We start from the raw sequence: 14271 nt of genomic DNA, 5'->3' as shown, positions 1-14271 counted from the left end.
AGCCGCCCCTAGTCGTTAGAGGCGGCTTGTCATCTATTCCATTATTTTTGGTAACCCTTCATTTGCTCTTGAGCCTGACGTACTAATCGCTTTGTAATTTCTCCGCCGACGGAACCGTTGGCACGCGATGTAGCATCTGGGCCCATTTGTACTCCAAATTCATTTGCAATTTCGTTCTTCATTTGATCCAGCGCCTGTCTTACACCTGGAACAACAAGTTGATTTGAATTACCACTGTTTGGCATTGTATGTCACCTCCTTGTACAAATAGAATGTGCTATTGTTAGGAATTCATGCACAATCGGTAGTCGGTAACTTCTACCAAATCGGTTGAAGAAGTTTAAAATACTACATTTCCGACAACACTGCTAAGAAGAAAAGCTATTCCAAAACAGCCTGTCATATAATCATTATTTTTGGCTATAACCGCTCATTTGCTGTTGTGCCTGACGTACTAAGCGCTTTGTAATTTCTCCACCAACAGATCCATTTGAACGCGCTGTAGCGTCTGGACCCATTTGTACGCCAAATTCGTTTGCAATTTCATTTTTCATTTGGTCTAGTGCTTGTCTTACGCCTGGAACGACAAGCTGATTTGAATTACCACCACTGTTTGGCATTGTGTGTCACCTCCTTATGCATATAGAATGTGCTAATGACAAAAATTCATACAGTTCTTTCGACTGGTAACTTCCACCAAATTCGTTCAAATCGTTTAAAACATCGCCCATTGCTGCATACTAAAAAGCAAAAAGCTGCTCCGGAAAAATTCCGAAACAGCTTTTCATGTTGTAATTATTTTTGGTTAGTGCCACTCATTTGTTGCTGCGCCTGACGTACTAATCGCTTTGTAATTTCTCCGCCGACGGATCCGTTGGCACGCGATGTAGCGTCTGGGCCCATCTGTACACCAAATTCATTTGCAATTTCGTTTTTCATTTGATCAAGTGCTTGTCTTACACCTGGAACGACAAGCTGATTTGAATTTCCGTTGTTGTTACTAGCCATGATTACCACCTCCTTGTGCATGTAGAATGCGCCGCACGCAGAAATTCATGCACAAGGTTTCTGTGGTAATTTTTGCATCACTTACAGTAGGTCATCGAATTCATCTTGCTTCTGAAGCGGCAAGTCAACAGTTATCCGATTCTTCACCGCTTCTTCAACCATCGGTGCAAAATCAGAAAAACTTTCATAGTATATGACTTTTTCAAGTCTCGGTTTTGTTTTTGGATTGGAAGGCGAGAAAATCGTACAGCAATCTTCATAAGGCTGAATCGAAATATCATAAGTTCCGATTTTTTGTGCAATCTCAATAATGTCCAGCTTATCTGAAGCAATCAGCGGACGTAAAATTGGCGTCGTCGTCACTGCATTAATCGCCGTCAAACTTTCAAGCGTCTGGCTCGCTACTTGTCCAAGGCTTTCCCCTGTTACAATTGCCAGTGCACCTATTTCCGCACGTACTTGATCAGCAATTTGCAGCATCAATCTACGCGTTGTCGTCATTGACACATTGTCTGGTACCTGATTGACGATGGTTTGCTGAATTTCAGTAAACGGAATAATATGAAGACGCACCGCTGCTCCGAAGGAACTTAGCTTTTCAGCCAGATCCATCACTTTCTTTTTCGCTAATTCACTTGTAAACGGTGGACTCGCAAAGTGAATCGCATCAATCGATACGCCGCGTTTCATCATTAAGTAACCTGCGACTGGACTATCTATACCGCCTGACAGCATAAGAAGGGAATGGCCATTCGAGCCAACTGGCATACCTGCCGCACCTTTATGTACTTTAGCTGTTAAATAGGCACCTTCGCTTCTAATTTCCACATGCAATAATACTTCTGGTTTTTTCATTTGCACAATCAATTCCGGGAAGTTTTGTAGCACATGTGCTGCAATTTCTTGTTGCAATTCACCAGTTACAAGTGGAAAGGATTTATCAGTCCGTCGAATTTCGACTTTGAAAGTTTTTCCTGCTGTTTCACCTGCACCAATAACACGAAGCGCAGTTTCTTTTATCGCTTCAAGTGTGGCCTCACATTTGGCAACTGGACTAAATGACTGAATACCAAAAATATGCGGTAGCCTAATAATCGCTTCTTCCATATCCCGTTTGTCATCCGCAAATAGAAACATACGATCACGTTCCGCTTGGAGTGCTACCGTCGGTAAATCACTTAATGCCTCTTTAATATTCTTGCGTAATTTCTTCACAAACACATTACGATTGCGACCCTTTAACGATATTTCACCATATCGAATTAATAACTCATTCCATTCCATCAGCCATTTCCCCTTCCAAGTAGCTCCATGAACTGCGCAAATACTTGCTCGAATTCCACTACATGTTGTTCACTATTATTTTTCCCAAAACTAATTCGAATTACGCCATTTTTATATTTTTCAGCCAATCGAATAGCTTCTATTACATGTCCTGCCGCACCACTTTTAGATGAACAAGCACTAGAAGTCGACACTGTAATCCCTTTCTCTTGAAAAAAATTAACAGCAACTTCACCTTTTACTTTATAAAATGCAATCGATACAATATGTGGTGCTGCTTTGTCAGGCGCAAGAACAACAACATCGTCATAGTTCTTAATAAAATTAACGAGACGATTTCGCCATTGTCTAAATTCCTGACGTTCTTCATCGAGCAAGCTAATCCGCATCGCTTTGGCAAGTGCTACTGCATCTGCTACCGCTACCGTACCGCTTCGTAGCCCATGCTCCTGGCCACCACCAAAGTTCAACGCTTGCGGCGGTATACCTTTTCTAAATGCTAGTAGACCTGACCCTTTTAAGCCATTGATTTTATGGGCTGAAATGGTAATTGCATCCGGGCCATCGCCTGTCAGTGAAATAGGCAATTTCCCAAAGCTTTGCACCGTATCGGAATGGAATAACGCACGTGAATACTGTTTAATCAGCCGAGCGCATTCAGCTAATGGCTGGACAGTTCCAATCTCATTGTTCACATGCATAATACTGACGACAATTGTCTCTGCGCGTAGCTTGCTCTTTAATTCTTCTGTAGAAATCATTCCTTGTTCATCCACTGCCAAATAATCAACGTCAAACCCCTGTGTTTCTAGGTATTCCATCGCAAATAGCACAGAAGGATGCTCAATTTCAGTCGTAATGATATGATTTCCCCTAGAACGAAACGCCCGTGCAAAACCGATAACTGCTAAATTATTCGCCTCTGTCCCTCCAGAAGTAAATATGATATTGCCGTCTGGCGCACTAAGAATCGATAAAATTTGTGCTCTAGATTTTTCTAACAGCGTTTCAGCCTGTTTGCCCGCAAGGTGTATCGAAGCAGGATTTGCATAAAAACGCTTATTCACTTCAATGAAAGAAGTAAGCACACTATCGTCAGGAGCTGTAGTCGCACTATTGTCAAAATAAATCATTCGTTCCATCCTTTCACTTGTTACAAATATCAATTACGCCTTGGCGTAATTGTGTCTGGATTTTTTTCGAGTTCACTCGAAAAGCTCCCCTAAAAATCCGTGACATCTGGGAAGGATTGAACTGAATCCTTCCTTGGAGGCTTTATCAGGGAGGAATTGAACTTCATTCCTCCTTATTCAGCAGGGGCTTCTGCTGAATGAAGATAAGCGTGACAAAGCCACCCGCACTTATATGCTGGTGGCTATTTTTCTGTTACCTAACCTTCACATGAATGATTGTACCATCTTACACATGCTCTTTGACAAGTTCCTGAATTCGCTTCATAGCACCTGGTTCAACTTCTTCAACTGCTGTTGCGGCTTGTTCTAGCGCTTTGGCATAACGGAATTGTCTAAATGATTCTTCTGCATCCAACAAGCGCGTATGCATTTCAGGATTAGAAGCTCGGTAACGATTACCATATTGAATAATCCATTCAATCAGCATCACATTGTCCAATAACTCTTCTACTTTCTCACTGACGTCCAGAACTGCTTTTTCGGCATTTTCCAAGTATGTGTCCACAATGCCCATATTCAGAGGTACTTCCTGCAAACTTTGCGTCACAATATATATCTGTTCGTCCGCCTCTTCCAAACGAGCTTCCATTTCATCCGGAATACCAGGGATATTCCCTTTGTGAAGCATTCTATCCGTATTTTGCAATCTGCGAGAGAGTTCCTCTAGCTTTGTTCGTACATTATTTTCATCGATACGCAAGTTTTTCATCCGATTTACGAAGCTATCTTGTTCTTCGGCGATTTGTTCAAGTGCTTCAGAAATGAGCTGTAACTCTTCCTGTAAACTTGAATTGGCAGATACTTGTTCTTCGATTCGAGTTGTCAATACTTCAAAACGTTTGTCGATAGCCATCAATTTTTTCAGTGCCTGTTGCGGAATTTGTGCTTCTTGTTCATTTAATCGATAACTTTGCTGAACAAACGCTGCTTCGTTTGAAGTTTCTTTTGTCAACGTCATAATTTCTGAAAGTTTTGCAGCAATTTTGTTATGGTTTTCATCAATATAATGTTTGGCAGTAACTTCATTTTCCAGCGCATCATAATAGGAATCGATACGATCATTTATTTCTGAAGTATGCTGCTGAACTGATTCAATTTGAAGTTCAGCCATTTTAGCTAGCATCTCTTCAAGTTCACCTTCAATCGTGTCCAGATGTTTTGGCAATTCAAGATGCTGTAAATAATAAGATTGCTCTTCCATCTCTTTTGTTCCATTCCGTAGTTCTCGGAGAGACGCAGGAATCTTACTTTGCAGCTCAGTAAGCAGTGAAGGTGTCTCATGGATAATTTCAAACAACCGATCACCTTTAGTTGACAAAGAAATCACAATTTCTCTCGCTAACAAGTAATTACCATTCACTGTTAATTCATCGTATTCTTCAAATTTCGGATTAAACGCTTCAAGTTCTTTCTCTAACGGATTGACTGTCATACCGAATGAATGTTGATGGGCTAAAATTGTTTTACGAGCAGCACGATGCTGCTCCTTCAGCTTTTCCATCTCAATTCGATTTTTCTCTTCGCTACCAACAAGTTCGTTCAATTCTTGCATAATGTCATTCATTTTTTTATCACAAAAACGAATTGTTTCTTGGATTTCCTTTTCTACCTCGGTCGCTTTTCCAAAACGAAAACGATCTATCAGATCTTCTACATCGAATAACCGCGAGTCAATTTTCGGCATATGTACGTCCATCACTTCTGTCCACTCGTTGCGCCAACGTTCAAAGTTTTCCTCGGTTTCGCCTGTCATATTCAGTTGTTTGACTTTTGTCATTTCTTCTAAAATCGGTTTATGTTGGATTTGCAATTTCTCCTGCTCCAATCGACCGACTTCCTGAATATGTTTGCGCCTAAATAAGAAGGCGATTGTTATTACTATGATGAGTACTATAATTGGAATGATGAAGTATATCATCGTGGTCCCCCTATCCCCGAGTCACTGTGCCTTGATATATATCCTATATAGTACCACGTTTATATACTTTTAGTTGCGAAAATGAATGATTTATAGGGAAAAATCTGTTTTCCCTCATAAAATCCGAAAAACTTGTTTATAAACAGCTCAAAATGTATACTTACTCTACATAATTTTATGTAAAGGAGTGCTTTCTTTGTTCGTAGAAGTCGACTATGCTACTGATATAAATGCTAAGTATGAGCAACTTGTGAATCAATTAGATGCTTTGTTAACGGGTGAAAGCAATAGATATGCCAACTTAAGCAATGCTTCTGCATTACTTAATCAATTTTTTGACCGCATCAATTGGGTAGGTTTTTATTTACTGGACTATGAAGAGCTCGTACTCGGCCCTTTCCAAGGTCTTCCTGCGTGTATTCGGATTCCACTCGGAAGAGGCGTCTGCGGAACAGCTGCCCAAACACAAAAATCAATTATTGTACCAGACGTTAATGCATTCCCAGGACATATTGCCTGTGATGCAGCTTCAAAGTCTGAAATCGTTATCCCACTTATAAAAGACGGCAATTTAATCGGTGTCCTTGATATCGATAGTCCCGAACTGAATCGCTTCACTGAAGAGGACCGTATAGGTCTTGAAAACGTTGTTCAAGTGCTCGTAAAGCATATCTAAAAAAAGTAAATCAGCCTTGAGTCTCCCAGACCAAGGCTGATTTACTTTTCCATGTTTACTTCATTACCGCGAAGGCTGCTTCCATATCCCCAATCAAATCCTCGACATGTTCGAGACCTACGGAAAGTCTGAGCAAGGAATCCGTAATGCCCATGCGAAGACGCTCCTGTTCAGGAACACCCGAATGAGTCATAGTTGCTGGATGCTGGATGAGCGTCTCTGTATCACCAAGACTAACTGCAATCTTAATAAGAGATAGACTATCCATAAATAACTGCGCCTCCTCTGTTCCACCTTTCACTGTAAACGAAATAATACCGCCACCAGCACGCATTTGTCGTTGTGCAATGGCATATTGTGGATTATCCGGGTCATACGGATAAAAAACCTCTTCAACTAGATGCTGCCCTTTTAAATACGTTATTAATTTTTCGGCATTCGATGAGTGACGCTCCATCCGAACTGGCAAAGTTTTCAAGCCACGCAGCAACAACCAAGCATCAAATGGTGACATAATGCCTCCAAAATCCTTTTGTACAGACATCCGAATCGTCTCTATCTCTTCCTTGTCATTCCCAGTTAGTAGCCCTCCGATAACATCTCCATGACCATTGATATATTTTGTTGCACTATGCAAAACAAAATCGACACCAAAATCAAGTGGCGTTTGCAAATACGGCGATGAAAACGTGTTATCAACGACTACTCGTAATCCATGACGCTTCGCAACATTGACAACTGCCTGAAGGTCAACAAGCTCCATCGTCGGGTTAATAGGCGTTTCTACATAGATACAAACAGTTTCTGGTTTAACTGCCCGTTCTATTTCTGCTTCTGTCTCCATCCGAATCAGATCATGTTTGATATTATACTTCTGCTCCATAATGCCAAGAAGCCCAAATGTGCAGCCATAAATTCCGCGTGGACATAGAATATGATCCCCCGATTTAGTCAAATGCACCAAAATTGCGCTAACAGCCGCCATCCCCGAGCCGAAAGCAAGTGTTCCTTTACCATTCTCAAGAGCTGTCATCCGCTCCTCCAACACACGTACCGTTGGATTACCAAGCCTCGAATAAATATTTCCTTCCTCGGCTCCCGAGAACCGATTTGCTCCTTGACTAGCGGTTTCAAACGAAAATGTCGATGTCTGATACAGCGGTACTGTGAGACTACCATGATGCGCCTGATCCTCATAGCCACCATGCACAACAATCGTATCTTTGTGTAAACCTTGTTCCTTCATGTTATCCGCCTCCCATATTCGCAACGTTCTGTACTTTCAGTTTACACGTTATTTCAACAAAGGAAAAGGGACAAAGCCCATTTCACAATTGCGAAATCGCTGTCCCATAAATGACAAACTGATTTTTTCCATTATTTTTAGCCTTATACAACGCCGTATCCGTGTTATGGAAGAGTTCTTGGAATGTCATCGGCTGTTCCTTTGTTCGACTGTTCATCCCGACGGATACAGTCACTTGCGGCTCTGTCACTGTCGGGATGAGATGAACAAGTCGTTTCGCTAGTTCTGCACCATCAGAAAAATCTACTAATGGTAGATAAACAGCGATTTCCTCCCCACCCCACCTTGCCACAATTCCTGCCTCAGCCACCTCCGCTAAAATAGCAGAAGATATTTGCTTTAACACATCGTCACCTTTGGCATGCCCGTAAGTGTCATTGACCATTTTAAAATTATCGACATCCAATAATAAAAATACTCCTATTTCATCATTTGTAATTGATTGTTCGACAACCTTATCCAAATAACTTCGCGTATATAATTTTGTCAAGTTATCCTTATCTACTAACTCCTGAAGCTGTCCCTGCAAGATAGAGTTTGCGAGCGCCAGTGAGGAGTGTCCTATAAGCGAGCTCATTAACTTGAAACTATCGAAAGAGAAAAAGTATGGTTCTTTATGTGCTAAAATAACAAAGCCTGCGACTTTCTCCTGATTCATAATCGGAATGGCGATAATCGATTCATAAAGCACCTGTCGGCTTGAAGTACTACTATAATTTGCCTCAAACAATGCTTCCTTACCATTCTTCAAGTTAGAGGAGGCAAACTCAATATACTCACTGCCTGTTTTCATTCTAAAAAAGGGCGAACTCATTTGAGATACATCGTATCCACCCGTTTCATTATAAAAAACGAATGCTATTTCCATTGGTTGGAATGCCTTCTGCAACTGCTGCCTCAAAAATGAAATCATCTCTCCGAAGGGCATATTACTATTCAACTTCTTGGACGTTTCATTTACAAGCTGCAGGTCTTCAATCAAGCGATGGGATTGATCGTAAAGGTTAGCATTTTCCAACGCATTGCCTGCCGTCGTTGCCACTGTCCGAATGTAATTTTTCTCTGCTACCGAAAATACAAAATCAATCGGAACTTCTATTCGTAGTACACCGTAAATACCTTGTCGTCCCAATATCGGTACATTAACAAATCTAGTTCCCTGTTCAATCATCTCTTCGACCGTAACATCTCCTGATACAAAAGCCTTCATCGTTGGCGGTCTTTCATTTATGTAGTCAAGCAACTTATATGAATGCATGATTTCCTTCTGTTCATGCGACAAAAATAATTCAACAGGGAAATCAGGAAACGATTCGGATATAGCCGATACAATACCATCTAAAATTACTTGACTATCCATCGTTGCATTGAATAGTTCCATGATTCCATAGAGTCTCCTTGACTCCTTCTCTTTTTTGTCTAATGAAATTATCCGTTTCACCACTAAAATTAATCGGCCAATGGTCTGTTCCAATTCATCTATAAAAATCGACTCAGTAAAGTCATGCCATTTATCCGTTGACTTAACAAGTAAAAGCCCAAGTAGCCTAGATTTTTCATCACGAATCTGTAAAAAGTCGTCCGCATATCCATAGCCTCTATCTGTAAACTCCTTGATGTAAGCGCTACCTAAATTCGGCCTTGCAAGGTCTATATCACTGATTGGAACAGCCTTTCGTATCTCAGCGGCAGATCGATGCCCGGCAAGGGGCAAAAAAATTTTTTGATTATTAATGAAGAAATCCATTTCCTCAATATCAAAATAATGTTGTAATTTAGGTTTTAGTATTTCAAACCATTGTTCATAAGACTTCAAACTAGTATCTTTCATTAATAAATCCAATAATTCACTTTTGATTTGGAACATTATCAATTGATTATCTATCATACCCTCACCTCTATGTATAATAATGTATTGAATGTTTCATCTATCTTATATTTTAATACATTCGGACTACATATGCCACTCATTTCAGTAGGCCCTTATACTTATTTCCCTTCTGACACATGATGCTTGACTCGGACCTTTAAAATTGTTATGATGAAAATTGTGTAAAATAGTTGCAGCAGTTGTGTGTTTCAGATTGTCCAGTCTATTCCTTTCACAAGGTGCACCACGTAACCTCCTGGCTGCGGAGGCGAAGATGCAAGATGATAGAATGGCATTTGGATTGAACACATCTGGTTCTTATTTTACAACAAAATAAAACCAAAAACAGAGGAGGAGTCATTCATGGCTCGTTATACAGGTCCAGCTTGGAAATTATCCCGTCGTCTTGGAATCTCACTTTCAGGAACAGGTAAAGAAATCGAAAAACGCCCTTACGCACCAGGACAACACGGTCCTAACCAACGTAAAAAACTTTCCGAATACGGATTGCAATTACAAGAAAAACAAAAACTTCGTTTCATGTACGGCGTAAACGAACGCCAATTCAAAACGATGTTCCTTAAAGCAGGTAAAATGCCTGGTAAACACGGTGAGAACTTCATGATTCTTCTTGAAACTCGCCTTGATAACGTTGCTTACCGCATGGGCCTTGCTCGTACGCGTCGTGCAGCACGCCAACTTGTAAACCACGGTCACCTATTGGTTGATGGTAAACGCGTTGACATCCCGTCTTACAGTGTTAAACCTGGTCAAGAAATTTCTCTTCGTGAGAAATCTCAAAACCTTGACATTGTAAATGAAGCGTTAGAAGTGAACAACTATGTTCCTGAATTCGTTACATTCAACAATGACACTAAAGTTGGGCAATTCGTTCGCATGCCTGAACGCAGCGAGCTAGCGGCTGAAATCAACGAAGCACTTATCGTTGAATTCTACAACCGTTAATCGGTATACTCTGCAAAGTGTTACGCTAAAAGCCTTAGAAACCTTGTTAAATCAGGGTTTCGAGGCTTTTTTCATTCTCTCTAACTAAGCAAGATGATGCACTAAAAAGCCCACTTTTGGGGCTGGTTTGGGCTGATAAAAAACGCTTGGTGGCATAATTGACAAATGGCTAGTGTTATTGATCTTCATAGAAAGATATCACAAAAAAGCGGCCAAATGAGCAATGAAGTAGCCCCTAAAAAAAGTCTCTATAAAATCACGACCAAAATTTTCCATTAAAACCGCTTCGGCTACCATTATAAGGCGCCTTCGCTGGTTCTGCTTACGCATTTTACTAAGTTACTAAAAAGTAATGAAGACAACGAAAACGAGCTATTCCACAATCCAATCGAGGAATAGCTCGTTTTTTTGTTGTATAACAAAAAGACTAATACTAGGCCGCGTCCCGATGATTTGAAACCAAGAAACGTTAAACCTCAGCCTATATATGGCGATTTAGAACCTGATTCCTATTAATATCCTTCGGAATAAACATCGCGATGTGAAGATTATTTCAGTAGACTAGCTGGCCAGTTTCCATACCAAGCATAACCTGTTCTTCTTTCTTTTTCAATATCGCTAAGTTTATATTTCACGACACCATCTCGACCTACAAATATTGCTTTATTAGTCCCAATTTCGTAAAAACGAGCCCAGATTGGTGCTGTCACACTCTTATCATTTACAACTGTAACATCAGAGCTTGTTTTGACGACTTTAATTCCTGTAATTCCGACTGATTTCAACCAATCTTCAGATGCTTTAATCGATGCAGTAATTTTGGAATTTGAAGGTCTTGTTTTTAAAAACTTTACAATGGATACACTTTCTTTTGAGCTAAGAGAGGGTACTTCGTATGCTCGCGCTCCAGCTGGTTTCAGCGTTGATGAGTCATGCTGTTGTCCCCAGGCAGTAAGCTTACCATTAACAACAACCTGTGTTTTCAAAATCCCATCGATTCCTTTATCTACCGCTTTTTTGCTTTTGTCAGCCAAACTGCTGTCAACAAATGAAAAATCACCTTTCTTATTTGCAACTTCATCCAATAGAATCATGACATTGATCATCGCATCATCATTGTAGGTAATGTGTTTATGATAGCCAGAGCTTTTATAAACTTGCGGCCATCCACCATTTGCATATTGCATGTTTAGTAAAAAGTTAATTCCTTTAACGGCAGCTGCGGAGTATTTGCTGTCTTTATTTTTTTTGTATTCACTGGCCAATCTTCTGATTTCCGTATACGTAGCATTGTTGTCTATCGTCGATTTAGCCCATTCTCCGCTCGTTACAGAGTAGTCCTTTTTCCAACCGCCATCTGCCTGTTGATGTTTCAAGATGTCCGAGATGCTTGAAGTTACGCCAGTAGCATCTGCTGCCATAACTACTGTTGATGGTTGTAGAAATACTGCAGCAACAGATAGTAACAAAGTAAATGACAATAGCAAAGATAGAGCACTTTTTCTCATTAAAATTCCCCTTTTCCGAACTAACTTGTCTTTAATCAATTGCGCCTCGGCGTAATTGCGTTGGGATTTTGAATTGTGCACAGCGTAATTCACTCCCCTCAAAATCCCTAACATCCGCCGGCCGACAAAAACGCCACGTCCTGTGGCATTGTCGGCACTAGTACGTCCTGTACGTCGGAGGCTTAACAGGGAGGAATTGAACTTCATTCCTCCTTAATCAGCAGGGAGTTTGAACTACCTCTGATTGAAATGCTCTTCTGGCATTCATCCCAGCGCTAAGGAGAAATGGAACTAAATTTCTCCCCTATAGAAGTGGAGGACTTCTGCTGATTCAAGTTAAACTATAACAATATTCACAAATACTTTATTCGGAGTCCCCTTCCTATTTAGATTGTAAAGAGAATAAGTTCCCCTCTCGTTATACAATCATTTCCATCTAACTCATACTTTACTACACGACTATTATGTTATCAATTACCATTTTTACTTTTTACCATTTTAGTAATAAATACTCATTTACCCTTATATGAATATTAGCTTTTTGGAAACAGTAACAATGGGATAAACCTTGATGAAGCAACAGGACTTTTAAATACAGGAGAAAAATAGCGCCCACTCAATCAAGAGTAGACGCCTTTTGCATTACTTATTTGTCGGTGCTACATAACTAATCAGTAAGTCGGTGGCCTGCCCACGGGTCATTGTATCGACTTTCGGCGTGTGATTAACACTAATCACCTTGCGGTTAAAATGCAGGAAGTTTCCGATGGGACATTCGATCATAATTCATTTCAAAACAATTAAAACTTCATTTTTGTCTTAGTGAATTTTTAAAATGTTTTTTAATTATATCAGAAAAGCTAAAATATAAACTTACTAAAGAAATTGCAATTTGTTGTTCTACATCTATATCATTTAAGAAAAAGTAAAAGACAGTGCACATACAAAGTAAGAGAGCCAACATTTTAAGCTTTTTATTTTTATTAGAGTTATCTATCATAGAAAGAGATAGTGGAATAATAAACAGATAGGGCCGAGTAGGAAACCAAATTATTAACAAATAAGAAAAAGTTAATATCAAACGAAAAAATAAATTAGAATCAGAATCTACTTTCATAAAGGGATGCTCCTTACGTTTTTAAATCTATTCTAAAAGATCAAGTGTGTTGATTGGCCATAAAAAGCCAATATAACGCAAAAAGAAACACCCTTCTTGTAAAATGAAAGTACGACCAATCAAATACAAGAAGGGGTGTCTCTTATGAAAAAGAATACCACATTCCCAAATTTGATTCAATATCTCATTACCGCAGCGACATGCGAATGGAAAAGTTTCCGGTATTGCGCGAATGTTGGACCAAGTGTTGGTCTGCCTGCAGTCAACTATTCGACGTTATCCAAAATAGTTTCTTGAATAGGTATATCAATCATCTCCCTCTTTATTTTTACCATAGCAGAGGCAATAATGACATAAAAAGACTAATCACCGAAACTTTTACACCATCAATATACCCCTACATTACTTCTCAACCTGCCCCACCAAATACTCCGCAACTGGAATTTGATAAATCTCCGGCAGACTATCAATCTCCCTCGCACCAGCTTTAACAAGTTAATATCATCTTCGGAAAAGAGTCCTTCACAAGGCTCTTTTTTTTCGTGGTACAATGACATTATTACATATAAATGAGGTGTCTTTATGAAACTAATTTCAATTTGCCCAAGCAACACAGAATTACTCGCCTATCTCGGTCTCATTGACCAGCTCGTCGCAGTCGACGACTTTTCAGATTGGCCCGCAAGTGTAACAACTCTTCCTCGACTTGGGCCTGATTTATCGATTGATATGGATAAACTTGAAATGTATGAACCCGATCTTGTCCTTGCGTCACTCAGTGTACCTGGCATGGAAAAAAATATTAAAGAACTAGAGAAGCGTAAAATCCCACATATTGTTTTGGACCCACAAAGTCTGGATGATATCGCCGAAAACCTGTTAATCGTTGGACAAGCATGCGGTATTGAAGAGCAAGCCCTTCGAATTAAAACCGAATACCTATCTTTTATTGCCGACATGAAAAGACGTGCAGCAACCGTCGAAACAACTCCCTCCCTCTACTGGGAATGGTGGCCAAAGCCTGTATTTACGCCCGGTCGCATTAATTGGCTAACGGAAATCAGTTCAATCGCAGGTGGACTCAATGAATTCCGTGACGTTGAGCTTGCTAGTGTGCAAACTGATTGGGAGGATGTCTTAAAGAGAAACCCTGATTATATTCTGCTAGCATGGGTTGGTGTTCGAGCCGATAAAGTGAAAACAGAAGTCGTTCTAAAGCGTCCTGGCTGGAAAGAACTTGCTGCCGTTAAAGATGGACGTCTAGCTAAAATGGAAGAAGAACTATACTGCCGCCCTTCCCCACGCCTACTTGAAGGTGCTTTCAAACTAGGGAATATGATTCATCCAGAAATATATACAGATTTGAAACTGCCTGACTGGATTACAAACGCATAAAACAGTAAAAAGCTATTTTCCCTATATCAT

General features: G+C 40.1%; 13 protein-coding genes and 1 pseudogene. 3 read left to right on the top strand and 11 right to left on the bottom strand.

The window, feature by feature from the left end; translation table 11 throughout:
- Positions 1 to 41: 41 nt before the first annotated feature.
- The 6 genes from N1I80_RS07780 to ezrA all read right to left on the bottom strand — a co-directional run bounded on the left by N1I80_RS07780 (position 42) and on the right by ezrA (position 5403).
- On the bottom strand, positions 42 to 245 hold the full coding sequence (locus N1I80_RS07780) for an alpha/beta-type small acid-soluble spore protein (protein WP_340737325.1): 204 nt from the start codon (positions 243 to 245) through the stop codon (positions 42 to 44).
- A 165-nt stretch (positions 246 to 410) separates the two neighbouring features.
- On the bottom strand, positions 411 to 620 hold the full coding sequence (locus N1I80_RS07775; RefSeq protein WP_340737324.1) for an alpha/beta-type small acid-soluble spore protein: 210 nt from the start codon (positions 618 to 620) through the stop codon (positions 411 to 413).
- 175 nt (positions 621 to 795) lie between these two features.
- Positions 796 to 1008 carry an alpha/beta-type small acid-soluble spore protein gene (locus N1I80_RS07770; protein ID WP_340737323.1) on the bottom strand — a complete coding sequence of 71 codons (213 nt, stop codon included), beginning with the start codon at positions 1006 to 1008 and terminating at the stop codon, positions 796 to 798.
- 81 nt (positions 1009 to 1089) lie between these two features.
- Positions 1090 to 2292, bottom strand: coding sequence for a tRNA uracil 4-sulfurtransferase ThiI (gene thiI / locus N1I80_RS07765; RefSeq protein ID WP_340737322.1), 1203 nt, complete (start codon positions 2290 to 2292; stop codon positions 1090 to 1092).
- Complete coding sequence (locus N1I80_RS07760) at positions 2292 to 3425, bottom strand: cysteine desulfurase family protein (protein WP_340737321.1); 1134 nt, start codon at positions 3423 to 3425, stop codon at positions 2292 to 2294. Before N1I80_RS07760 ends, thiI begins: the two co-directional genes overlap by 1 nt.
- Positions 3426 to 3711: 286 nt before the next feature.
- Positions 3712 to 5403, bottom strand: coding sequence for a septation ring formation regulator EzrA (gene ezrA, locus N1I80_RS07755; RefSeq protein WP_340737320.1), 1692 nt, complete (start codon positions 5401 to 5403; stop codon positions 3712 to 3714).
- Between the two features lie 196 nt (positions 5404 to 5599).
- Here ezrA and N1I80_RS07750 point away from each other — a divergent pair, with 196 nt between their 5' ends.
- Positions 5600 to 6079 carry a GAF domain-containing protein gene (locus N1I80_RS07750; protein WP_340737319.1) on the top strand — a complete coding sequence of 160 codons (480 nt, stop codon included), beginning with the start codon at positions 5600 to 5602 and terminating at the stop codon, positions 6077 to 6079.
- Between the two features lie 55 nt (positions 6080 to 6134).
- Here the strand turns inward: N1I80_RS07750 and N1I80_RS07745 are convergent, their stop codons facing one another.
- Positions 6135 to 7325, bottom strand: coding sequence for an aminotransferase class I/II-fold pyridoxal phosphate-dependent enzyme (locus N1I80_RS07745; RefSeq protein ID WP_340737318.1), 1191 nt, complete (start codon positions 7323 to 7325; stop codon positions 6135 to 6137).
- Between the two features lie 82 nt (positions 7326 to 7407).
- Complete coding sequence (locus tag N1I80_RS07740) at positions 7408 to 9273, bottom strand: sensor domain-containing diguanylate cyclase (protein ID WP_340737317.1); 1866 nt, start codon at positions 9271 to 9273, stop codon at positions 7408 to 7410.
- A 345-nt stretch (positions 9274 to 9618) separates the two neighbouring features.
- On the opposite strand from N1I80_RS07740, the gene rpsD reads away from it, so the two are divergent.
- Positions 9619 to 10221 carry a 30S ribosomal protein S4 gene (rpsD, locus tag N1I80_RS07735; RefSeq protein ID WP_340737316.1) on the top strand — a complete coding sequence of 201 codons (603 nt, stop codon included), beginning with the start codon at positions 9619 to 9621 and terminating at the stop codon, positions 10219 to 10221.
- A gap of 548 nt (positions 10222 to 10769) precedes the next feature.
- Here rpsD and pelA read toward each other — a convergent pair.
- From pelA to N1I80_RS07720, 3 genes and pseudogenes are all read right to left on the bottom strand, one after another.
- A complete protein-coding gene (pelA, locus tag N1I80_RS07730) occupies positions 10770 to 11729 on the bottom strand; it encodes a pectate lyase (RefSeq protein WP_340737315.1) in 960 nt (319 codons plus the stop codon).
- Between the two features lie 808 nt (positions 11730 to 12537).
- Entirely contained in the window at positions 12538 to 12846 is a 309-nt protein-coding gene (locus N1I80_RS07725; protein ID WP_340737314.1) for a hypothetical protein, read from the bottom strand.
- 402 nt (positions 12847 to 13248) lie between these two features.
- Positions 13249 to 13329, bottom strand: a pseudogene (locus tag N1I80_RS07720) (CD1375 family protein); the annotation flags it as partial.
- A gap of 99 nt (positions 13330 to 13428) precedes the next feature.
- Between N1I80_RS07720 and N1I80_RS07715 the strand changes: the two are divergent.
- A complete protein-coding gene (locus N1I80_RS07715) occupies positions 13429 to 14241 on the top strand; it encodes a cobalamin-binding protein (protein ID WP_340737313.1) in 813 nt (270 codons plus the stop codon).
- The last annotated feature ends 30 nt before the right edge of the window (positions 14242 to 14271 follow it).

It is taken from the genome of Sporosarcina sp. FSL K6-3457 (assembly GCF_038007285.1).
Lineage (GTDB): Bacteria > Bacillota > Bacilli > Bacillales_A > Planococcaceae > Sporosarcina.
Note: the sequence above shows the minus strand (reverse complement) of the source record. Positions and strands in the feature narration are given on the sequence as shown.